Source organism: Inquilinus limosus, from assembly GCF_051487185.1.
Lineage (GTDB): Bacteria > Pseudomonadota > Alphaproteobacteria > DSM-16000 > Inquilinaceae > Inquilinus > Inquilinus limosus_F.
Genome location: NZ_JAHVDK010000029.1, coordinates 70,410 through 91,874, shown reverse-complemented (window position 1 = coordinate 91,874; position 21,465 = coordinate 70,410). Strand labels below are relative to the sequence as shown.

Here is a 21,465-nt window from a genome sequence, read left to right as displayed (position 1 = left end):
ACAAGCATAGGCCGCGGCAGCCGCATGGCAAAGGCCGATGGCGCGCCTCCGTTCGCCCCGCTAGGCTGCGGCGCATGACGCCCGCCGCCATCGATACCTTCTATGCTCGCCTCGCCGCCCGCATGCCAGAGCCCAAGAGCGAGCTGAGCTACCACAACCCCTACACCCTGCTGGTCGCCGTGGTGCTGTCGGCGCAGGCCACCGATGTCGGGGTGAACAAGGCGACCGGGCCGCTTTTCGCCGTCGCCGACACGCCGCAGAAGATGGTGGCGCTGGGGGTGGAGGGGCTGTCGCGCTACATCCGCACCATCGGCCTCTACAACATGAAGGCGAAGAACGTCATCGCCCTGTCGGAGATCCTGCTGCGCGAGCACGGCGGCGAGGTGCCGCGCGACCGGGCGGCGCTGGAGGCGCTGCCGGGAGTCGGCCGAAAGACCGCCAATGTCGTGCTGAACGTCGCCTTCGGCGAGCCGACCATCGCCGTCGACACCCACATCTTCCGGGTCGGGAACCGCACCGGCCTGGCCCCGGGCAAGACGCCGGACGCGGTGGAGCGGGTGCTGGAGCGGGTGACGCCGGACCGCTGGAAGCGGCACGCGCATCACTGGCTGATCCTGCACGGCCGCTACACCTGCAAGGCGCGCAAGCCGCTGTGCCCGGCCTGCCCCGTCGCCGATCTGTGCGAATGGCCGGAGAAGACCGCGTCGGTTCCGGCCTAAACGGTCTGCTTCGCCCGCTCGCCGGCCCGCCGGCTTGGCCCGGCCAGCACCGCGAGATGGGCCCGGGCGATCCCGAGCTTCTTCTCGAAGGACGTGCCGGATTCGATGCGGTGGAACAGGTCCTGCCGGTCCGCCAGGGAGTCGATCATGCGGTCGATGAAGGGATGCCGTGGCCGGGACCGGGCGGTCGCCCGCAGATGGGCCAGCCCGTCCGGGTCGGCCAGGTCGGCGCCGAAGCTGTCCCTGATCTCACCGGCAAGCGCGGCCTCGAACCACGGCAGCAGCCTGGGATGGGTCAGCAGGACACCGAACAGCGAATCCTCGCGATAGCCGTGCCAGCGCGTCGTCAGGCGCCGGGCCTCGTCATCGCCGACGCTGGCGAGATCCTTGAACGAGCTGCCGCCTCCGTGCCGCGTGACGGCGGTGACGCGCTCGCTCGACCGCAGCCCGAGCCGATCCGCTACCCGCTGGCGATAGGCCGCATCCGTCAGCCAGGCGTTGTAGCCGATCAGGGAGAGGCCGGGCACGGCACCTTCGGCATAGGCTTCGAGCCAGTCGCGCTCGGCGAAGAGCTGGCGCAGGATCATCACCAGGTCGAGCCGGACGAGCCGCTTGCGGTGAAGGAGGCTGGCGCAGAGGTTCAGCGGGTCGCGCAGGAACAGCAGGTCCACCATCCGGCCGTCCGCCACGCGCTGTAGCCGCCAGGCGACCTCGAGCCCCAGCCGCGTCACCCCTTCATAGTTGAAGATCACGGCGTCGGGCGCGCTCTTGCCCGGCGCCGGGGGACGGTCGAGGCGCAGCAGGCGCGACCGGATCGGCTCGCCGATCACCAGGTTGTTGGCGAAGGCGGTCGGCGTGTCCCGGTGCTGCCGCAGCCAGCGGACGAAGGCGTGATGGCCGGACCGCTTGGTGGAAATGACGTTGATGAATTCGCGGGTCATCCTTCGCCCTGCTCTCCCGGATTGGACGGATGAAGCTCCCTGCCCTGCGCGTCGTGGGCGGGCGGCGGGGCCGCCGCCGGCGGCGCGGCTCTGTCCGCGGGCTATCCTTTACAGGAAAGTAAGGAGGGACAGAACCGTTCTCTCGTCCGTCGAGGGAGAAGGCGCTCGCCGGTCAGGCCGGGCGGTCGGCGATCTCGTTGTAGCCGCGGTTGAGGAACTCGATCAGGCACAGGCCATGGCCGAAGGGATCGGCCAGCCCGGCCAGCCTGCCCCAGACCGCGGTGCGGATCTCGCCCTCGGCCACGGCGCCGGCCGCGACCGCGCGCTGCAGCGCCGCCGCGATATCGTCCACCACCACGTCGAGATGCACCGGCGTCCAGTGCCGGGCGTAGCTGCGGCGGCTGTCGCCGGCGCCGACCGTGCCGGCCGGTTTGCGCAGCAGGTAGACCGGGGCCGGCCAGCCGGTCAGCTCCACCGCCTCGCCGGCGAAACGGCGCCCGACCGTGAGGCGGAAGGCCGCGGTGTAGAAGGCGACCGCGACGTCGAGATCGGGCACGTCGATATTGACCAAGAGGCTCATGGCGATCCCCTCCCTCTCCCGGCGGTTCCCCTATCCCGACAGCGCCTCCTGCCCGATCGCGCCGAGGGCGGCGGCGAAATCGGTCATGTCGGCGGTCAGCCGGGCCAGGCCCCGGGTCGGCGACAGCGTCGCCTCGTCCATGTACAGCGCCCGGTTCAGCTCAATCTGCAGGGCGTGGATACCGGCGCGCGGCCGGCCGTAATGCCGGGTGGTGAAGCCGCCGGCATAGGGGGTGTTGCGGGTGACGGCATAGCCGCGGCCGGCCAGCCACTGCTCCGCCGCCTCGGTCACCGCCGCGGCGCAGGAGCTGCCGTAGCAGTCGCCCAGCACCACGTCGACCGCGCGGCCACCCGGGGTGCGCGAGGCGCCCTGCGAGGGCATCGAATGGGCGTCGACCAGGATGGCGTGGCCGAACTGGGCACGGGTCTCGTCGATCAGCCGGCGCAGCGCCGCGTGATAGGGGGTGTAATAACGCTCGACCCGCTCCACCGCCTCGGCGAATCTGAGCTTGCCGCGATAGATGTCCTTCCCCTGGGCGACAATGCGGGCGATGGTGCCGAGCCCGGCGACGACCCGCGGCGAACGGGTATTGACCCAGCCCGGCAACGCGTCGTCGAACATCTCGGGGTCGAGCTCGTAGGCCTCGCGGTTGACGTCGAGGAAGGCGCGCGGGAACAGCGCCCGCAACAGCGGCACCCCCCGCCCCGGTACCCCGCCGAAGATCTCGTCGACGAAGCCGTCCTCGGAGCGGCGCAGCGTATGGGGGTCGAGCCGTGCCGCGGCCAGGAACGATGGCGGGTATTCGCGGCCGCTGTGCGGCGACGCGACCACGACCGGGAGGCGCCGACCCGGCGGCAGGGCGATCGCCACCGCGTCGGACGCCGGCGACTGCGAGGCGACTTGACCATCCATGTCACCGTCATATCGCAGCCTCCGGGGGCTGTCGACGGGGCCGATGGGCGTGCTGGCCGGCAGGCTTGGTTTGACGCTTGCGCACCCCGGTCGATGATGCTACATGGGCGCTCCCCGCGGACGACCGGCCTCGGCCGTCCTTCCCGGTAACGGGCGCGTAGCTCAGCGGGAGAGCACTACGTTGACATCGTAGGGGTCACTGGTTCAATCCCAGTCGCGCCCACCACCGGTTTCCAAGAACTTGGCGACGCCGGCGGCTTCTGTCGTGGACAGCCCCGGAGGTGCAGGCATGCCCCGCGGAGCAGTTCGTCAGTGTATGGCGGTGGTACAGCATACCGCCCCTACAGCAGCGCCTCATAGTCGCGCGCCCCGTGCAAAACACGCACCACATGGACCTGCTCCCCATCGACACGGTAGAAAATCTGGTAGTTTCCGTGCACGCGCCGACGGATGCCCTGCTTCTCATAGCGTAGGACAAGCGGGTAGCCCATCGGCATGTCGGCGAGGCTCCGGCAGCTTGCCCGCAGTTCTTGCACGAAGCTCAGGGCTCGAGCCGGATTGTCCTTCGCAATGAAATCGGCAATGGCCTCGAGGTCGCTTTCCGCTTCTACGGAAAGCGCAACGATCATTCCGTTTTCCCCACCATGGCCCGGTACTTGCGCTCAAGCCGCTCGAAGACCTCGTCGGCAGGCGTGGTTCGGCCGGCCTCGATATCGGCCAGGCCGCGTTCAATGGCGGCGTCCAGCAGGGCAAGGCGCTTCTCGCGTTCCTCGACCAAGCGCACGCCTTCGCGCAGCACTTCGCTCTTCGAGCCGTAGCGGCCGGATTCGACCAACTTCTTGACGACGCTTTCGAGCTGCGGCCCAAGATCAGCACTGATCATCGGTCATCCTCCGACACATCAGGCTTTAATAATAGTTATTAGGGCAGGAATTTCCAGTCCCTGGCGCAAAGGGAGATCTAGCCTCCGGCAGCGCTTCACCCCTCCTTCGCCGCCGCCTCCACCTCGACGATCCCCACCCGCGATTCGATCTCCACGGCCGACACCACCGCAGCCGCCTGCTCGATCTCGCGGAAGCAGCGGTACATGCCGTCGTTGAAGCGGATGTCGTCGAAGGCGATGATCCAGCGGCCGGCCAGCCGCGGGATCAGCAGCTCGGCCTGGGCCTGAACGATCTCGCCGACATGGATGCCGTCGATGAAGGCGATGCCCGGCCGGTCGAAGCGGATGTCCGCCGCCTCGAGCCCCGCCTCGAAGGTGTCGGCGACGGCGGTGAAGCGGGGGCTGATCGCGGCCAGGTTGGCCCGGGCGATCTCCTGCCACTGCCGGTTGGGGTCGAAGGTGACCAGCCGGCCGCGGCGGTTGGCCGAGAGCCCGGCCAGCCAGTACATGCCCGAGACGCCGAAGGCGGTGCCGATCTCGACCACCGTCCACGGCCGGAACCGGCGGACCAGCTGGTAGTAGACCCGGCCGTATTTGTGGCTGGTGCGGACGGCGTTGCTGGACCGTTTGAAGCTGTCGTCGGGCGCGGTGAAGTCGCGATAGCCCTCCCACAGATCGAGCGGGCCGATCTCCTGCGTCATCCGGGCGCGCTCGGCGATCAGCCGCTCCTTGGCGAAGCGGCGGGGGCGGACCAGATCCGCCACCCGCGTCTCGTTCAGGAACGCCGTGTCCCGCCTGCGGCGGACCACGGCCTGCGGCATCGCCTGTGCAGGTTCCCCCATCAGGCCGCGAGCGGGAACGGGCAGGCCTCGCGCAGCGCCGCCAGGTCGGGCATCCGCTCCGGCACGTATTGGCACAGCCGCGCGTGGTCGGGCGTGACCGTCCCGATCTCGGCCAGGTCGAAGGGCTCGACATCCTTCAGCCCGACCGAGGCGAAATAGTCCTCGAACTTGGTGTTGCCGCCCGGGATCTGGGTCTCGCTGGTCGACATCACCGCCCAGCCGACCGGGATGCCGTAGGCCTGGGACACGATCAGCCCGTGCAGCGAGGTCGAGATGATGTGCTCGCATTCCGACACCTCGTCGAGGAACGCCTCGATGTCGGCGTAGGAGCTGCGCATGATGTCGATCACCTTGACGTCCGGATGCACCTCGAGCGGCGCCGCCACATGGGTGAAGTGGCGGATCAGGCCGAGCTTATGCTTCTTGGTGCCCTTCGGCTGGTACAGCTGCGGCAGCAGCAGCGCGGCGTCGCCGTAGACCTGCGGGCATTTGCCGCCGCTGTCGAGCACCAGGCGCCGCGTCAGCGGGCCGCGCACCGCCTTGTACACCGCCTGCGGGTGCAGCTTGTCGGTCAGGCGCGGGCTGCCGGTGCCCCAGACCGGCGTGCCCTTCTTGGCGAATTTGATCACCGAACCGATCACGAGGGCGCCGCTGCCCGCGGCCACCCAGCGCGGCGGGCGCCCGGTCAGCTTCTCGACGATGTAGGGGTTCAGGATATCGCCGAAATTGCCGGGATAGGGCTGCTCCATCCACCACAGCTGCGGCCGCTGCTTCGGCTCCAGCCCCCCGGCCTTGGCGCGCTCCTCCAGCCCCAGCCGCAGCATCCGGCCCTGGGCGAAGGCCTTCGCCTTGGCGGTGCCGTGCTGCAGCAGCTCGCCGGCATAGCGCTGGCCCTCCTCCGGCAGGTGGAACTCGATGCAGAAATCGACCACCCGCTGCAACAGCGTGGACAGGCGCTCGCTGTACTCGCCCTCCTGCCGCAGCTGCGAGATCCGCCCCTCATAGAGCGCCAGCGCGGCCTGCTCGCCCTCCTGCCGCCGGGCGACGCGGGCGAGGGTGTTGAGCGGGTCGTCCTGCGACGGGTCGAGGTCGGTCATCTTCTTCAGATAGACCGCGGCGTTCTGCAGCTTGCCGGCCTTCAGCTCCTGCTCGGAGATGGCCTTGAGCACGCGGTACTGGCGCGACGGCTCCAGGATCGGCGCGTCGTGCTGCGCCACCTCCTTGACGAAGTCGCGCACATTGCCGCTGTCGCCGAAGGCGAACCAGGCATCCGCCGCGCCCAGCTTGTCGCCCCAGGCGATCCGCTTCGGCGGCAGCAGCGTGACCTGCAGCTGCTCGGAATGCGCCCGCCAGGCTTCCTCGAAGAAGTAGTCGTCGGTGCCGCGCTCCTTGCTGGTCTTCTCCAGCTCCACCAGCTGCTCCAGCAGCCGCCGCGTCGCCGAGGTGTAGTTGAAGAACAGGAACCCGGGGTGGAACGTCCGCGCGAAGATGAACGGATCATATTCCCGGAAATATTTGAAGTTCCGCAGGAAGGCCGCGAAGTCGCTCTCGCAGCGCAGGAACGGGTCCGGCCGCTTGATGATGCGGGTGTCGATGTCGACCCAGATGATCGGCCGCTTATACTCCTCCAGCTTGCGGGAGTAGTAGTTGACCTTGTAGCGGCAGATGTCGGCCCAGTTGGCGTCCGGGCCGAGCTTCACCTCCTCGAAGTCGTGCTCGATGTCGAGCTTCTTGCAGTCCTCGGCGAGGTTGTAGGCGGAGTCGTAGTAGTACTGCTTTCCGCCGTAGAAGCTGACGACAACGGCTTCCTTATCCATGATTCGCCTCTTCGAGCTGGAGAAGCAGGGTGGTCTCGTCGAGCTGGGCGATCTCGTAGATCGGGCGTTCGACCAGGTCGGAGTCGCCGAAGGTGAAGATGCGCCGGCCTTCGCGGGCGATCTCGGAGCCCAGGAAGGCCTCGATCGCGGCCCTGACCGCCGGCAGGTCGGGCGCCTCGAGGATGACATGCGGCGAGCGCGACCGGATCGCGCGGATGCACTCCGCCCGGTCGCGGGCGATCTGGCCGGACAGGCGCAGCCGCACCAGCTTGGCGTCGTCGCAGGCCTTCGCGACCTGCTTCGGGTCGGTGGCATCGCAGAGCCGGATCGTCGCCCGGTCGGTCTTCTTGCCGTTGAGGGCCTGGTACTGCTTCAGGACCGGCTCGCCCTTGCTCTTCTCATAGGCGACCGACACCGATCCCGCCTTGGAGACGAGGTTGCCGAAGGCGGAGGCGAAATAGAGGAAGCCCGGGTCGAGATCGACCACCTTGTCGCCCGGCTTCAGGATCTTGGCGGCGCAGGCCAGCGTGCTGTTCCGCCAGCGCCGGGCCTCGATCTCCTGCAGCTCGGCCTCGGCGCCGTCGACCGGCACGGCGAGCCGGATGGAGTCGGCCGTGGTGACCACGACGTGGTCCGGCAGCACGATCTCCCGGTTCTCCGGCCGCGCATCGGCCGCGGCGGGGGCGGCGGGCGGCGCGGCGGCAGGCTCCGGCGTCTTCGCCGCGGGCGGGGCCTTTGCGGATGCCGGGGCCGGTTCGGCCGCGACGGCCTCGACCATGATGGCCCCCTTGCGGTCGAACACGGTCGCGAGCAGCGGGATGTTCTCGCGCGCGCCCTCGATCGCCGCCGCCCGCTCCTCCTCGCCGACCGGCTGGACGAACTCGACCGCGTCCGCGATCCGCAGGTTCCGGTTGGCGTTGTCCAAGAGGATCGCGGCGCGGGTCAGCGACGGGAACCGCTCCGCCAGCGCCCGGCCGCTCTTGCTGGTCGGGCCGCAGACCTGGATCAGCGGCGTCCGCCCGATCACCGAGAAGAGCAGCCCGTGGAACCGCGAGCTGACCACGAGGCCGGCGGAGGCGTAGAGGTCCATGATCGCCGAGACGTCGAAATCGGCCGCCTTGACGACCTGGATCTCGCGCCGCTGCCGCAGCCTTTCGTAGATCGCCTCGTCATCGACGGAATGGACCACGCCGACCACCGAGGAATAGGATTTGCCGAGGCCGTCGAGCGTCTCGTCGAGATAGGCGTCGATCGTGCTGTCCCGCTTGGCCAGCCAGCTTTCCAGGCTGTGGCTGAGCGACAGCACGGCGAGGTTCGGGTCGCGCCGGAGGGAGATCCTATCCGGCCCGTCCGCCAGCAGCAGGGCCAGGTCGCCGGTGGTGTGGACGTTCTTCAGCCCCACCGTCTCGGTCAGCAGGGTGGCGTCGCTGCGCTCGCGCACCGTGACCAGCCGCGCCAGGGACAGCGCGTCCTTGTAGGCGGCGGCGCCGAGCGTCGTCCGGATGCCCTGGGTGCCGACGCCGAGGACGGCGCTGGGGATGCCGCGCTCATAGGCGTAGCGGATCGGCGCGGTGTAGTTCGAGACGTTGCTGAAGCTGCTGTCGTAGAGCAGCCCGCCGCCGCCGACCACGAGCATGTCCGCCGTGTCGATGACACCGTAGTCAGGGTTCGGGCCGACCAGATCGACCTCGTCGAAGCCGTTGCGATACAGGACCTCGCGGGCGCCGAAGCTGACCGCGTCGTCGCCGACATTGCCGACGCCGAAGGCCGAGACCACCACCGCCCGCTTCCCCGTCGACGACCGGAGCCGGACGCGGGTGTCGCGCTTGACATATTCGAGAACGGGCTGGCTGTGGCGGCGACGGGTGACGTCGAGCACCGACGGCTTCGCGCCGGCGGCGTGCCTGGCGAACACGACGAACACCTCGTTGGCGTGCTGGATATCGCCATGGATCACCAGCGCCTGCAGGATCTGCCGCGGCAGGCGGGGCATCAGCCCCTTGTGCACGATCGCGCAATCGGGAACCAGCGACTTGAGCTGCGCCGCCGCGCTGTATGGGATGACCCGGGCATTGGTCAAAGCGTTCGACAAGGTCTCGAACAGATAATCCGGAACGAGGACCTCCTCTCCCGACGCGGCCTTCAGCGACGAGATCATGTCCTTGTGGTGCTTATCCACTTTCCCCTCCAAGAGTGGGTTTGAGGGGGGATGACGCGACCGGCCTCCCGCGCTTCCGGAAGGGCCTCTTCCGGAAACGCGGACGCGATTAGCTGCCGACCGCCGGCGCCATGGCCGGGCGGAGAGTGGCTGTCATCGTCGAGAGGCGCGAATCTTCGGCGCTAACGGGCGTCGGGTGTCCGTCTGAGACGCCGGTGGTCGCTGGATTCCATCTGATCCCCCTTCGTCCAAGTCACGCAGCCCGAAATCAGCCATCCGTCAAACGCAGGAACAGCCGATGATCGCGACCTCCTGTCCAGGTTGGCCCCAGATCAGGCACAATGGCGTCGAAGCGCCATTCCCTTCGCAGGCTGCACGCCTGGCGATAGGGTTAGTCGGCCGCAGGCCACCTCTTCTTTTTGGCATCGTTTACGGTGCAGTGCAATAAGTAATTGATCGACTAACTATATTACCAATATACAATCATATTTATAGGATTGTCTGATAATTGTCACTGTATGTATCGAAATTTTTACCTATTGTTGGGTCTCAGCACTGCTCAAGCGTATCAAAGTACCTCTACATGGCAGACGGTTCAACCCCGCGTCAGGCCGTTCCTTCAGCAAAAGCGATTAATGCTGTCTATATTTGTTGAAACATCTTTGTAATAGATGGCCGATGTCCGAGCCGCCCCGGGCCCGGTCGGGCCGGACGGCGGCCCTCGGCCCGTCGCCCGACCGGAACCCCGGCCCGCTGCGCCCCATTGTCCAGGCAGCTTCGAACCAGCCTCGAGGTCGAGATGCGGATCGCCCCCGCCCTGCTGCTCGCGGCCGTGCTGGTCCTTCCCTTCGGCCGCGCCGCCCAGGCCCAGGAAGGCGGCGTGCTGACCGGCACGGAGGGCCAGCATGCGGCCTTCTTCGTGCAGCAGGCGGGGCGCAGCGACATGTTCGAGATCGAGGCCGCGAAGATCGCCCTGCAGCGGACGCAGTCCCCGGAAATCCGCGCTTTCGCCGAGACCATGGCGGCCGACCACGCCCGATCGCGGGAGCAGATCACCAAGGCGGTGAAGGACCACGACCTGTCGACCCCGCTGCCGAAGCGGATCGACCTGCGGCACCAGCAGATCCTCGACCAGCTCCGACGCGCGACCGACGCGGATTTCGACCGTCTCTACGTCAACGGCCAGGTCACCGCCCATCAGGAGGCCCTGAAGGTCTATCAGCATTACGCGCCCACGGCCGAGGAGCCGTCGCTGCGGGCCATCGCGGAGGCCGGCCTGCCGATGACCCAGCACCACCTGGACCGGGCCCTGCAGCTGCAGAAGGGCCTGCAGGCCGCCCGTTGACGCCGGAACCCGCTGCAACGCGACAGGAGGCAACCCGGCGCGGTCCGCTGCGGGTGCTGGGGCTCGGCCTGATCACCGGGGCGGCGGACGACGACCCTTCGGCGATCGGCACCTATGCCAGCGCCGGCGCCGCGCTGGGGCCGTCCTTCCTGTGGACCGCCCCGGCGACGCTGCCGATGATGTTCGCGGTGGTCTATCTCTCCGCCAAGCTCGGCCAGGTCTCGGGCCGCGGCCTGTTCCACGTCATCCGCGACCACTTCCCGCGCTGGGTGCTGTATCCGGCGCTGATCGGCGTGCTGATCGGCAACACCATCGAGGCCGCCGCCGATATCGGCGGCATGGCGGCGGCGATCGGCATCCTGCTGCCGGTCCCCTTCGCCGGGATCGTGGTGACGATCACGGCGGCGATCCTGGCGCTGCAGATCTGGGGCTCCTACGCGCTGATCCGCAACGTGTTCCGCTGGCTGGCCCTGGCGCTGCTGGCCTATGTCGGGGCGGCGATCCTGGCCCGGCCGGACCTGGCGGCGACCCTGGCCGGCACGGTGGTGCCGCGGATCGAGTTCAGCGCCGAGTTCCTGTCGCTGCTGGTGGCCGTGATCGGCACCACGCTTTCCGCCTATCTCTACACCTGGCAGTCGAACGAGGAGGTGGAGGAGGAGATCCAGATGGGCCGCCGCAGCCTGGCCCAGCGCCGGGGGGCGACCGATGCCGAGCTGCGCCGGACCCGCGCCGATGTGCTGGTCGGCATGATCTTCTCGAACCTGATCATGTACTTCATCATCCTGTCGACCGGGGCGACGCTGCACGTGGCCGGGCAGACCGAGATCAGCACCGCCGCCCAGGCGGCGGAAGCGCTGCGCCCCCTGGCCGGCGAGGCCGCCGGCATCCTGTTCGCCGCCGGCGTCATCGGCGTCGGCTTCCTGGCGGTGCCGGTGATGACCACGGGCGCCGCCTACGACCTGGCCCAGACCTTCGGGTGGAAGCACAGCCTGCACGCCCGCCCGGGCGAGGCGAAGGCGTTCTACTTGGCGATCATCGGCTTCACCCTCGTGGCGATGGGGCTGAACTTCCTCGGCTTCAACCCGATGAAGGCGCTGGTCTGGTCCGGAATCGTCCAGGGCTTCTCCACCCCGCCCCTGATGCTGCTGATCATGCTGATGACCGGCAGCCGCCGGATCATGGGCGACCAGGTGAACAGCCGCGGCATCGCCATCCTGGGCTGGGCGACGACCGGGGTGATCTTCGCCGCCAGCGCGGGACTGGTGGCGACCTGGTTCCTCTGAGGCGCCGCCGCATGTTCGTGTTCGGCGACGGGGCACGGATGGAGGAGCCACTGCAGCAGCTCGGCCGTGTCGCGGCGGCGCTGGACCGGGCCCGCGACGCGCGTTCCGGAATCGATCGCCACGATCATCTGGTCGAGGCCCTGATCGAGGCCGGGGAGTTCGCGCAGGGCGCGATCGATGCCGAGTTTGACGCCCTCGGCCGGGATGCACCCTCGCCCCTGCGCGCCGCAGCGACCGCGCTGCTGGTCGCCCTGGCAGCGGCCGTCCGTCGGTCCTGGGCAGCGGGGTTCCCGATCGGTCCGGAGGACCCGGCCCCGCGCCACTGCATCGATGTCCTGACCGCGCTGCCGCTGCCGGCCGCGATCCGCTGCCGTCTGGCCGAGGGCTTCGCCTTCTACGCCCTGTATCCAGAGGCCTATCTGGAGGCGGCGTCCGCCCTGGCCGGGGTCCGGCCGCTCAAGGTGATCGGTATCCGCAGCATCGGCTTGCCGCTCGCCGCCGTGGTGGCGGAAGCCTGCGGCGCGGACGATCTGGTTTCGGTGCGGCCGGTTGGCCACCCGTTCCGGCGCGAGCTCGCCCTCGATCCCGCCCTGACGGCCGAACTGCTGCGCGCCCCCCATGGGGTCTTCGCAATCGTCGACGAGGGGCCGGGCCTGTCCGGCAGCTCCTTCGGCGCGGCTGCGGATCATCTCGAGGCCCACGGCGTCGACCGCGGCCGCATCCGGTTCTTCCCGAGCCACGGCGGCGAACCCGGGCCGCAGGCCTCGCCGGCCCATCGCGAGCGATGGCGGAGCGCGGTCCGGCACTGGGTCGATTTCGACATGCTGGCGCTGAGCCCGCGGCAGCCGTGGCATGCGCTCGGCGCCTGGGTCGAGGATCTCGCCGGCGGTGCGGGCCGGCTGGAGGATTTTTCCGCCGGCAGCTGGCGGGCCGGCCACGGGCAGCCGCCGGCGCACTGGCCACCGGCCCATCGCCAGCAGGAGCGGCGCAAGTTCCGCCTGGACACCGGCGGCGGCCGCTTCCTGCTGAAATTCGCCGGGCTGGGCCGCCACGGGCGCGACAAGCTGCGGCGGGCGCAGGCGCTGCACGCAGCCGGCTTCAGCCCGGAGCCGATCGGCTGCCGGCGCGGTTTCCTGGTGGAGCGCTGGGTCGAAGGCGCCCGGCCGCTCGATCCGGGCGCCCGCGACCACCCGGCCCTGCTGCGGCGGATCGCTGCCTATCTCGGCTTCCGCGCCCGCCGCTTCCCGGCGCCGGCACACAGCGGCGCCAGCCTGGCCACCCTGGCCGAGATGCTGTGCGAGAACACCTCCGAGGCGCTCGGGGAGGAGGCCGGCCGCGCCTTCGATCGCTTCGCCCGCGCCGCCGGCCACCTGGAGGCCCGGATCCGCAGGATCGAGACAGACAATCGGCTGCACCGCTGGGAATGGCTGGTCGACCGGACCGGCACCCTGCTCAAGACCGACGCCCTCGACCATTGCGCGGCGCACGACCTGGTCGGCTGCCAGGACCTGGCGTGGGACGTCGCTGGCGCCGCGATCGAGTTCGACCTCGCCCCCGACGAGGAGGCCGAGTTGCGGGCCCGGGTCCAGCATGAGGCCGGGCGCCCGGTCGACCCTGAGCTGCTGTGCCTCCTCCGCCCCTGTTACGCCGCCTTCCAGCTCGGATCCTGGAGCATGGCGCGCAATGCCGAGGACGACCTGGACGAGGCGGGGCGGCTGGATCGCGAGGTGTCGCGCTACGCCCGGCACCTGCATGGATTTTTGTCCGGTCTGTGAGGCGGCACGGGCCGCAGCGCGGCCAGGGCCCGAAAGTGGAACCGGGTAAGTACCCATCCCGTTGGCCCCTGAGAAGAGCGCCGATTGCGCGCTCGAAACGCCGCAGCGACAGCAGCAGCAACGGGTCCGGATGCAGCATCTCGCACCAGCCCCGGCCGGGCATCCGCGTTCGACATCCGAAAGGAAGGCCGACCCATGGCAGAGACCATCCTGATCACCGGCGGCAAAGGCTTCATCGGCAGCCATGTGGCCGACGCCCTGCTGCGGCGCGGCCACCGGATCCGCATCCTCGACAATCTGCTGGAGCAGGTGCACGGCAGCGCCGGCGGATCCGTCGTGCTGCCGGACGTCGAGCTGCAGGTCGGCGACGTGCGGGACGAGGTCGCCGTCGCCCGGGCGCTGAAGGGCGTCGACGCCGTCGTCCATCTCGCCGCCGAGGTCGGGGTGGGGCAGAGCATGTATGCGGTCGACCGTTACGTCTCGGTCAACGACCTGGGCACCGCGACCCTGCTGCAGCGGCTGATCGCGCATCCGGTGCGCCGGATCGTCGTCGCCTCCTCGATGAGCGTCTATGGCGAGGGGCTGTACCGCACCGTCGAGGGCGAGCCGGTCGAGGACGTGATGCGGCCGGAGCGCCAGCCGGGCGGCTCCTGGGACCCGCTGGACCGGCAGGGCCGGCCGCTGATCCCGGTGCCGACGCCGGAGTGGAAGCGGCAGATGCTGGCCTCGGTCTACGCCCTGACCAAGTACTGCCAGGAGCGGCTGGTGCTGACTGTCGCCGGCGCCTACGGCATCGAGGCCGCGGCGCTGCGCATGTTCAACGTCTATGGTCCTGGCCAGGCGCTGTCCAACCCCTATACCGGCGTGCTGGCGATCTTCGCCTCGCGCATCCTGAACGGCCAGCGGCCGCTGGTGTTCGAGGACGGGCAGCAGCGCCGCGACCTGGTGCATGTCTCCGACGTCGCCAAAGCCTTTGCCCTGGCGCTGGAGCAGCCGAAGGCGGCGGGCGGCGTGTTCAATGTCGGCAGCGGGCGCGAGCGGACGGTGCTGGAGACGGCAAAGGCGTTGGCCGAGGCGATGGGCCGGCCGGAGCTGGAGCCGGAGCTGGTCGGCAAGGCGCGGGCCGGCGATGTGCGGCACTGCTTCGCCGATATCGGCAAGGCGCGGGCGGAGCTGGGCTTCGCCGCGACCAAGGATTTCGCCGAGGGCCTGGCCGAGCTGGCCGAATGGGTCGCCGCCCAACAGGCGGAAGACCGGGTGCCGGAGGCCCGCCAAGAGCTCGAATCGCGGGGGCTGGTGGCATGAGACGATCCCTGTCCGCCCCCGCCAGGATCGGCCTGCGGCCCGTGCTGGTCACCGGCGGGGCCGGCTTCATCGGCTGCAACCTGGCCGACCGTCTGGCCCGCGACGGCCACCCTGTGCTGGTGCTGGACGCGCTGGCGCGGCCGGGGGTGGAGCGCAACCTGGACTGGCTGCGCCGGACCCATCCCGGCCGGATCTCCGTCGTGATCGAAGACCTGCGCGACGGCGATGCCGTAAGCGCCGCGGTGCGGCAGGCGCAGGCGGTGTTTCACCTGGCCGGCCAGGTGGCCGTGACCACCAGTCTGGCCGATCCCCGGACCGATTTCACGGTCAATGTGGAGGGCACGCTGCGCCTGCTGGAGGCGCTGCGCCGGCACAATCCCCGCGCGCCGCTGGTCTTCGCCAGCACCAACAAGGTCTATGGCGACCTGGCCGACATCGGGCTGGAGCGGACCGAGGACGCCTATCGCCCGGCCGACGCGGATCTCCGCGGCCGCGGCATCGGCGAGGACCGTCGCCTCGACTTCCACACGCCCTATGGCTGCTCCAAGGGCGCGGCCGACCAGTATGTGCTGGACTACGCCCGCAGCTTCGGCCTGCCCACGGCGGTGCTGCGCATGAGCTGCATCTACGGCCCGCACCAGATGGGCACCGAGGACCAGGGCTGGGTCGCGCATTTCCTGATCCGCACCTTGGCGGGCGAGCCCATCACCATCTTCGGCGACGGCCGCCAGGTGCGCGACATCCTGTTCGTCGACGATGCGGTCGAGGCCTATGTCGCCGCCTGGAACCGGATCGAAGCGGTGCGCGGCCAGGCCTTCAACCTGGGCGGGGGCCCGGCCAACGCCGTCAGCCTGCTGCAGCTGATCCGCCGGATCGAAACGCTGACCGGTCGTTCGGTCAATGTCGAGTTCCGCGACTGGCGGGCCGGCGACCAGCGCTACTACGTCTCCGACATCGGCCGCGCCCATCGGGATCTCGGCCTGCCGGCGCCCCTGCCGTGGCGCGAGGGGCTGCGGCGCCTGGCCGACTGGCTGCGCCGCAACCCCCTGCCGGCCGACATCCCGTTCACCGCCCATCCCCGCGAACAGCGAGCGGAGGCCGTCCCGTGAAGATCGCCCTGATCAATCCGCCCTGGCGCTACGAGCACAGCATCTATTTCGGGTGCCGGGAACCGCATCTGCCGCTCGAGCTCGGCTATTCCAAGGCGATGCTGGAGGCCGCCGGCCACGAGGTGCTGATGCTGGACGGCCATCTCTGCGGCACGGAGATGCAGGCCCTGGCCGACCAGGCCGCGGCCTTCGGGCCGGAGATGACCGTGGTGACCACCGCGCCGACCTATCTGTTCTGGCGCTGCGCCCCTCCCGAGCTGCGCATCCCGCGCGAGTTCATCCTGGCGCTGGACGGGCGCGGCGGCCGCACCGTCGCGGTCGGCCCGCATGGCTCGGTGACGCCGGACACGACGCTGCGCAAGCTCGATGTCGACATCGTCGTCCGCGGCGAATGCGAGGAGGTGGTGGCGGCGCTGGCCGAAGACCCGGACCTGCGCCGGGTGCCGTCGATCGCCTTCCGCCACGGCGACGCGGTCACCGTGAACGGCGGTCTGAACGCCAGCCGCTTCACCGACCATCCGGCGCTGCGCTGGCCCGACGAGTGGGTCCGGCGCCACGGCCACCACCATCACCGCTTCGGCACCGAGGCGCGCGGCCCCGGCGCCGAGGTCGAGGCATCGCGCGGCTGCCCCTATCACTGCAGCTTCTGCGCCAAGAACGAGTACCGCGACGCCTATCGACGCCGCGAGCTGGCGTTCCTGCTGGAGGAGATCGACGGGCTGATCGCCCAGGGCGTGACCTATCTCTACTTCGTCGACGAGATCTTCCTGCCGCAGAAGCCGCTGCTGGAGGCCCTGGTCGATCGCCCGATCGAGTTCGGCGTGCAGATGCGCATCGACCTGTGGAAGCCGGAGATGCTGGACCTGCTGGGCCGGGCCGGCTGCGTGTCGATCGAGGCCGGGGTCGAGAGCCTGACTCGCGAGGGCCGCGACCTCTTGACCAAGAACTGCAGGATGTCGACCGACGAGCTGGCCGACCGGCTGCTCTACGCCCGCCGCAGCGTGCCCTTCGTCCAGGCCAATCTGATCAAGACCGCCGATGACGACCCCGACATGATCGCCGCCTGGCGCGACCGGCTGCAGCGCCACGGCGTCTGGGCCAACGACCCGGTGCCGCTGTACCCCTATCCCAGCTCGCCCGACTACCGGCGCCTGTGGGGCCAGCCCGACGACCGGGCCTGGGAGCGGGCGCATGAGCACTATCTGCGCCAGTTCGACCATTTCAGCGACATCCAGGACGAACGGCCCCTGCCCCTGAGAGACTTGGAGGCAGCGTGCGGCCCGGCGTGAGCATCCCCCGCCGGCTGCTGATGACGGCGGACGCGGTCGGCGGGGTCTGGTGCTATGCGCTGGACCTCGCTGCGGCCCTCGCCCGCCGGCACGGCATCGAGACCACGCTGGCGGTTCTGGGGCCCCTGCCGGACGAGGACCAGCGCTGGTCCGCCGGCCTGGTGCCGGGGCTGACGCTGGTGGAGACGGCGCTGCCGCTGGACTGGCTGGCCGGGCGGCCGGAGGAGGTCGAGGCAGCCGGCCGCCGGATCGCCGCGCTGGCGGTCGAGACCGGCGCCGAGATCGTGCAGTTGAACAGCCCCGCCCTGGCCGCCCGAGCGGTGTTCCCGGTGCCGACCATCGCCGTCCACCATTCCTGCGTCGCCACTTGGTGGGACACCGTGCGGACCGGGCCGCTGCCCGAGGATTTCGCCTGGCGGGCCGGGCTGGTCCGCCGCGGCCTGCACGCGGCCGATGCGGTGGTGGCGCCCAGCCGCGCCTTTGCCCGAGCAACGCAGTCGGTGTACCGCCTGCCGGCCCTGCCCCATGCGGTCTGGAACGGCCGCACCACCCCGCCCGAGCCGGAGGCGGCCGGGCCGGCGGAGTTCGTGTTCAGCGCCGGCCGGCTGTGGGACGAAGGCAAGAACGTCCGGGCCTTGGACGGCGCCGCGGCGCGTCTGGGCGTCAGACTGCTGCTGGCCGGCCCGCTGACCGGTCCGAACGGCGCCAGCGTCACGCCGCGCCACGCGCTGTGCCTGGGTACGCTGGGCGTCGAGGCGGTGCGCGACTGCCTGGCCCGCCGGCCGGTCTTCGCCTCGACCGCCTTGTTCGAGCCCTTCGGCCTGGCGGTGCTGGAGGCGGCCCAGGCCGGTTGCGCCCTGGTGCTGTCCGACATCCCGACCTTCCGCGAGCTGTGGGCCGACGCCGCGGTGTTCGTGCCGCCGCGCGACGAGGCGGCGATCGCCGCCGCGCTTGACCGGCTGCTGCGCGACCGCGGCCTGCGGGAGCATCTGGGCGAGGCCGCGCGCCGGCGCGCGGCGCGCTACACCATCGCCGCCATGGCCGACCGGATGGCCGGCCTCTATCGCGGCCTGACTGCCAGTGCGGCGCGGCGGCCCGCGCGGGAGGCGGCGGAATGAAGCTGGTCTACTTCACCCATTCCCTGCGCTCCTGCTGGAACCACGGCAACGCCCATTTTCTGCGCGGCGTGCTGCGCGAGCTGGTCCATGCCGGGCACATGGTCGCGGTCTACGAGCCGGCCGGCGCCTGGAGCCTGGCCAATCTGCTGCACGACCATGGCGAGCAGGCCCTCGCCGCCTACCAGGCCGCCTATCCCGAGCTGTCCTCGATCGCCTACGGGTCGGACATCGACCTGGACCGCGCGCTGGACGGCGCCGATGCGGTCATCGTCCACGAATGGAACGACCCCTGGCTGGTCGCCGCCGTCGGCCGCCGGCGCGGCCGGGGGGCGCGGTTCACCGCCCTGTTCCACGACACCCACCACCGCGCCGTCAGCGACCCGGAGGCGATCCATCGCTTCGATCTTGACGGCTATGACGGCGTGCTGGCCTTCGGCGCCGCCCTGGCCGAAGTCTACCGGCGCTGGGGCTGGGGCCGGCGCGCCTTCATCTGGCACGAGGCCGCCGACACCCGGCTGTTCCGGCCCCCGGCCGGGGATGGGCCGCGCGCCGGGCTGGTCTGGATCGGCAACTGGGGCGACGACGAGCGCAGCGCGGAGCTGGAGACCTTCCTGATCCGCCCCGCCCGTGCCGCCGGGCTGCCGCTCGACATCCACGGCGTGCGCTATCCGCCAGAAGCGCTGGCCTGCCTCGCTGCGGAGGGTGCGCGCTATCGCGGCTGGCTGGCCAATGCCGAGGTGCCGGCGGTCTTCGCCCGATCCCTGGCCACGGTGCATGTGCCGCGCCGCTTCTATGTCGAGCGGCTGCCGGGCATCCCGACGATCCGCGTGTTCGAGGCGCTGGCCTGCGGCGTCCCGCTGGTCTGCTCGCCATGGCCCGACACCGAGGGCCTGTTCCGGCCGGGCGAGGACTATCTGGTCGCGCGCGACGGCGCCGAGATGACCCGCCACCTGGCCGCCCTGCGCGACGACCTGGAGCTGCGCCGCAGCCTGGCGGCAAGCGGGCTGGAGACGATCCGCGCCCGGCACGGCTGCGCCCACCGCATGCGCGAGCTGCTGGCGATCCTGGCCCGGCTGCGCACCGATATCCCGATGGAGAGCGTCGCATGAGGATCGCCTTCTACGGATCCAGCCTCTTGTCCTCCTACTGGAACGGCGCCGCCACCTATTACCGCGGCCTGCTGCGCGACCTGGCCGGCCGCGGCCACCGGATCACCTTCTACGAGCCCGACGCCTTCGACCGGCAGGCGCATCGCGACATCGACCCGCCGGGCTGGGCCGAGGTCTGCGTCTATCCGGCGAGCGAGGACGCCGCGCGCGACGTGATCGCCGAGGCCGCCCTGGCCGACGTTGTGGTGAAGGCGAGCGGCGTCGGCGTGTTCGACGAGCTGCTGCTGGACGGCACCATGGCGGCAGCGCGGCCCGATGCGATCCGGATCTTCTGGGATGTCGACGCGCCGGCGACGCTGGCCGAGATGCAGCGCGGCGGCCCCGACTATCCGCTGCGCCGGGCCCTGCCCGGGCTGGACCTGGTCCTGACCTATGGCGGCGGCCCGCCGGTCATCGCGGCCTATGAGGAGTTCGGCGCCCGGCGCTGCGTGCCGATCTACAACGCGCTGGACCCTGAGACGCATTTTCCGGCGCCGCCCGACCCACGCTTCGCCTGCGACCTGGCCTTCCTGGGCAACCGGCTGCCGGACCGCGAGGCGCGGGTGGCCGCCTTCTTCCTGGCCTCGGCGGCGCGGCTGCCCGAACGCCGTTTCCTGATCGGCGGCGCCGGCTGGGAGGGGCGCGCCATGCCGCGGAACGTGCGCTGGATCGGCCATGTCGGCACCGGCGACCACAACGCCTTCAATGCCACGCCGCTGGCGGTGCTGAACATCGCCCGCGACAGCATGGCCGCGACCGGCTTCTCGCCCGCCACCCGGGTGTTCGAGGCCGCCGGCGCCGGCGGCTGCCTGATCACCGACGCCTGGGAAGGCATCGAGCTGTTCCTGACGCCCGACGCCGAGGTGCTGGTCGCCCGCGACGGCGCCGAGGTTGCGGCCCATCTGCAGGCGCTGGACCGCGGGCGGTCGCAGGCCATCGGCGCCGCCGCCCGGGCGCGGATCCTGGCCGAGCACACATATGCTCATCGCGGCGCCCAGGTCGACGCGCTGCTGCGCGAGGCCGCCGCGGCAAAGCGCGAGAGGACCGCCGCATGAACCGCCCGCTCCGCCTCGTCGTCATCGGTCTCAGCCTCTCCTCCTCCTGGGGCAACGGCCACGCCACCACCTACCGGGCCCTGCTGCGCGCCCTGGCGCGGCGCGGCCACGACATCCTGTTCCTGGAGCACGATCAGCCCTGGTACGCCGAGAACCGCGACCTGCCGGAGCCAGATTTCTGCCGGCTGGAGCTGTATTCCGGCCCGGAAGGGCTGACCGCCCATCACGCGGAGGTGGCCGAGGCCGATGTCGTGATCGTCGGATCCTACGTCACGGACGGCGTCGCCGCGGCGGCCTGGGTGCAGAGCGTCGCCACCGGGGTGACCGCCTTCTACGACATCGACACGCCGGTGACGCTGGCCAAGCTGGAGCGCGGCGATTTCGAGTATCTGTCACCGCATCTCATCCCCGGCTTCGACCTGTACCTGTCCTTCACCGGCGGCCCGACTCTGGAGCATCTGGTGCATCGCTACGGCGCCGCGGCGACGCATCCGCTGTACTGTTCCGTCGACCCGGCGGATTACCGGCCCGAGCAGGAACCGGCGCGCTACGACCTGGGCTATCTCGGAACCTACAGCGCCGACCGCCAGCCGGCGCTGGAGAGGCTGCTACTGCAGCCGGCCCGGGCCCTGCCGCAGCTGCACTTCGTCGTCGCCGGCGCGCAGTTCCCGCGCAGCATCCGCTGGCCGGCCAATGTCGTCCACATCGACCATGTGCCGGGGCGCGACCATATCCACTTCTACAACGCCTGCCGTTTTACCCTGAACGTCACCCGCGCCGACATGGTCCGCGCCGGCTACAGCCCGAGCGTGCGGCTGTTCGAAGCGGCCGCCTGCGGCACGCCGGTCATCTCCGATCATTGGGACGGCATCGACACCTTCTTCACCCCCGGGGTCGAGATCTACCTCGCCCGCGACAGTGGCGACGTCGTCGAGCTGCTGACCCGGTGCCCCGAGCCGCAGCGGCTGCGCATCGGCGAGGCGGCGCGCCGGCGCGTGCTGGCCGAGCATTCCTCCGACCGCCGTGCGGCGGAGCTGGAGGAGGTGGTGCGGCGACGGGTGGACGAGCTGGCGGGTCAGCGCCGCAGCCGCGCCGCCGCGACCGGCGGCGGCCGGGGCCGAGATCGCGGGGCCCGCCCGCATCTCCGGCTGGTGAGGTAGCAGCGGGCGTCAAGAAGAGAGGATGG

The 21,465-nt window shown here is 70.4% G+C and carries 19 protein-coding genes and 1 tRNA gene; 12 read left to right on the top strand and 8 right to left on the bottom strand.

The genetic code is table 11. The annotated features are described in order from the left end of the window. Window positions 1-74 precede the first annotated feature (74 nt). Window positions 75-719, top strand: coding sequence for an endonuclease III (gene nth, locus KXR53_RS27935; RefSeq protein WP_437378584.1), 645 nt, complete (start codon window positions 75-77; stop codon window positions 717-719). Here nth and KXR53_RS27930 read toward each other — a convergent pair. The 3 genes from KXR53_RS27930 to KXR53_RS27920 all read right to left on the bottom strand — a co-directional run bounded on the left by KXR53_RS27930 (window position 716) and on the right by KXR53_RS27920 (window position 3,152). Beyond that, a complete protein-coding gene (locus KXR53_RS27930) occupies window positions 716-1,660 on the bottom strand; it encodes a hypothetical protein (RefSeq protein WP_437378583.1) in 945 nt (314 codons plus the stop codon). The genes nth and KXR53_RS27930 overlap by 4 nt on opposite strands. Before the next feature lie 172 nt (window positions 1,661-1,832). Then, entirely contained in the window at window positions 1,833-2,240 is a 408-nt protein-coding gene (locus KXR53_RS27925; RefSeq protein ID WP_437378582.1) for a VOC family protein, read from the bottom strand. Between the two features lie 30 nt (window positions 2,241-2,270). Next, entirely contained in the window at window positions 2,271-3,152 is an 882-nt protein-coding gene (locus tag KXR53_RS27920; RefSeq protein ID WP_437378581.1) for an N-formylglutamate amidohydrolase, read from the bottom strand. 151 nt (window positions 3,153-3,303) lie between these two features. Here KXR53_RS27920 and KXR53_RS27915 point away from each other — a divergent pair. Then, window positions 3,304-3,378: transfer RNA gene (locus KXR53_RS27915), tRNA-Val, on the top strand. 115 nt (window positions 3,379-3,493) lie between these two features. Here KXR53_RS27915 and KXR53_RS27910 read toward each other — a convergent pair. From KXR53_RS27910 to KXR53_RS27890, 5 genes are all read right to left on the bottom strand, one after another. Next, window positions 3,494-3,781, bottom strand: coding sequence for a type II toxin-antitoxin system RelE/ParE family toxin (locus tag KXR53_RS27910; protein WP_437378580.1), 288 nt, complete (start codon window positions 3,779-3,781; stop codon window positions 3,494-3,496). Continuing rightward, on the bottom strand, window positions 3,778-4,035 hold the full coding sequence (locus KXR53_RS27905) for a type II toxin-antitoxin system ParD family antitoxin (RefSeq protein ID WP_437378579.1): 258 nt from the start codon (window positions 4,033-4,035) through the stop codon (window positions 3,778-3,780). Before KXR53_RS27905 ends, KXR53_RS27910 begins: the two co-directional genes overlap by 4 nt. Before the next feature lie 95 nt (window positions 4,036-4,130). Further along, window positions 4,131-4,877: a class I SAM-dependent methyltransferase gene (locus tag KXR53_RS27900; protein ID WP_437378578.1), complete on the bottom strand. Its 747-nt coding sequence runs from the start codon at window positions 4,875-4,877 to the stop codon at window positions 4,131-4,133. Next, a complete protein-coding gene (locus KXR53_RS27895; protein WP_437378577.1) occupies window positions 4,877-6,694 on the bottom strand; it encodes a polysaccharide pyruvyl transferase family protein in 1,818 nt (605 codons plus the stop codon). Before KXR53_RS27895 ends, KXR53_RS27900 begins: the two co-directional genes overlap by 1 nt. Next, the gene (locus tag KXR53_RS27890; RefSeq protein ID WP_437378576.1) at window positions 6,687-8,873 is read right to left on the bottom strand and encodes a polysaccharide pyruvyl transferase family protein; all 2,187 of its coding nucleotides are present in this window, start codon (window positions 8,871-8,873) and stop codon (window positions 6,687-6,689) included. The genes KXR53_RS27895 and KXR53_RS27890 overlap by 8 nt, the downstream gene beginning before the upstream one ends. Window positions 8,874-9,651: 778 nt before the next feature. Here KXR53_RS27890 and KXR53_RS27885 point away from each other — a divergent pair. The 10 genes from KXR53_RS27885 (at window position 9,652) to KXR53_RS27840 (ending at window position 21,439) form a co-directional block, all read left to right on the top strand. After that, the gene (locus KXR53_RS27885) at window positions 9,652-10,197 is read left to right on the top strand and encodes a DUF4142 domain-containing protein (RefSeq protein ID WP_437378575.1); all 546 of its coding nucleotides are present in this window, start codon (window positions 9,652-9,654) and stop codon (window positions 10,195-10,197) included. Further along, the gene (locus KXR53_RS27880) at window positions 10,194-11,480 is read left to right on the top strand and encodes an NRAMP family divalent metal transporter (protein ID WP_437378574.1); all 1,287 of its coding nucleotides are present in this window, start codon (window positions 10,194-10,196) and stop codon (window positions 11,478-11,480) included. The genes KXR53_RS27885 and KXR53_RS27880 overlap by 4 nt, the downstream gene beginning before the upstream one ends. Before the next feature lie 11 nt (window positions 11,481-11,491). After that, the gene (locus KXR53_RS27875) at window positions 11,492-13,255 is read left to right on the top strand and encodes a hypothetical protein (RefSeq protein WP_437378573.1); all 1,764 of its coding nucleotides are present in this window, start codon (window positions 11,492-11,494) and stop codon (window positions 13,253-13,255) included. 195 nt (window positions 13,256-13,450) lie between these two features. After that, entirely contained in the window at window positions 13,451-14,560 is a 1,110-nt protein-coding gene (locus KXR53_RS27870; protein ID WP_437378572.1) for an NAD-dependent epimerase/dehydratase family protein, read from the top strand. Then, window positions 14,557-15,669 (top strand): NAD-dependent epimerase/dehydratase family protein, encoded by a 1,113-nt coding sequence (locus tag KXR53_RS27865; protein WP_437378571.1) that lies wholly within the window; start codon window positions 14,557-14,559, stop codon window positions 15,667-15,669. The genes KXR53_RS27870 and KXR53_RS27865 overlap by 4 nt, the downstream gene beginning before the upstream one ends. Further along, window positions 15,666-16,958 (top strand): TIGR04295 family B12-binding domain-containing radical SAM protein, encoded by a 1,293-nt coding sequence (locus tag KXR53_RS27860; protein WP_437378570.1) that lies wholly within the window; start codon window positions 15,666-15,668, stop codon window positions 16,956-16,958. The genes KXR53_RS27865 and KXR53_RS27860 overlap by 4 nt, the downstream gene beginning before the upstream one ends. Beyond that, complete coding sequence (locus KXR53_RS27855) at window positions 16,955-18,076, top strand: glycosyltransferase family 4 protein (RefSeq protein ID WP_437378569.1); 1,122 nt, start codon at window positions 16,955-16,957, stop codon at window positions 18,074-18,076. Before KXR53_RS27860 ends, KXR53_RS27855 begins: the two co-directional genes overlap by 4 nt. Next, window positions 18,073-19,185 carry a CgeB family protein gene (locus KXR53_RS27850; RefSeq protein WP_437378568.1) on the top strand — a complete coding sequence of 371 codons (1,113 nt, stop codon included), beginning with the start codon at window positions 18,073-18,075 and terminating at the stop codon, window positions 19,183-19,185. Before KXR53_RS27855 ends, KXR53_RS27850 begins: the two co-directional genes overlap by 4 nt. Continuing rightward, window positions 19,182-20,279 (top strand): CgeB family protein, encoded by a 1,098-nt coding sequence (locus tag KXR53_RS27845; RefSeq protein WP_437378567.1) that lies wholly within the window; start codon window positions 19,182-19,184, stop codon window positions 20,277-20,279. Before KXR53_RS27850 ends, KXR53_RS27845 begins: the two co-directional genes overlap by 4 nt. After that, window positions 20,276-21,439: a CgeB family protein gene (locus KXR53_RS27840; protein ID WP_437378566.1), complete on the top strand. Its 1,164-nt coding sequence runs from the start codon at window positions 20,276-20,278 to the stop codon at window positions 21,437-21,439. The genes KXR53_RS27845 and KXR53_RS27840 overlap by 4 nt, the downstream gene beginning before the upstream one ends. The last annotated feature ends 26 nt before the right edge of the window (window positions 21,440-21,465 follow it).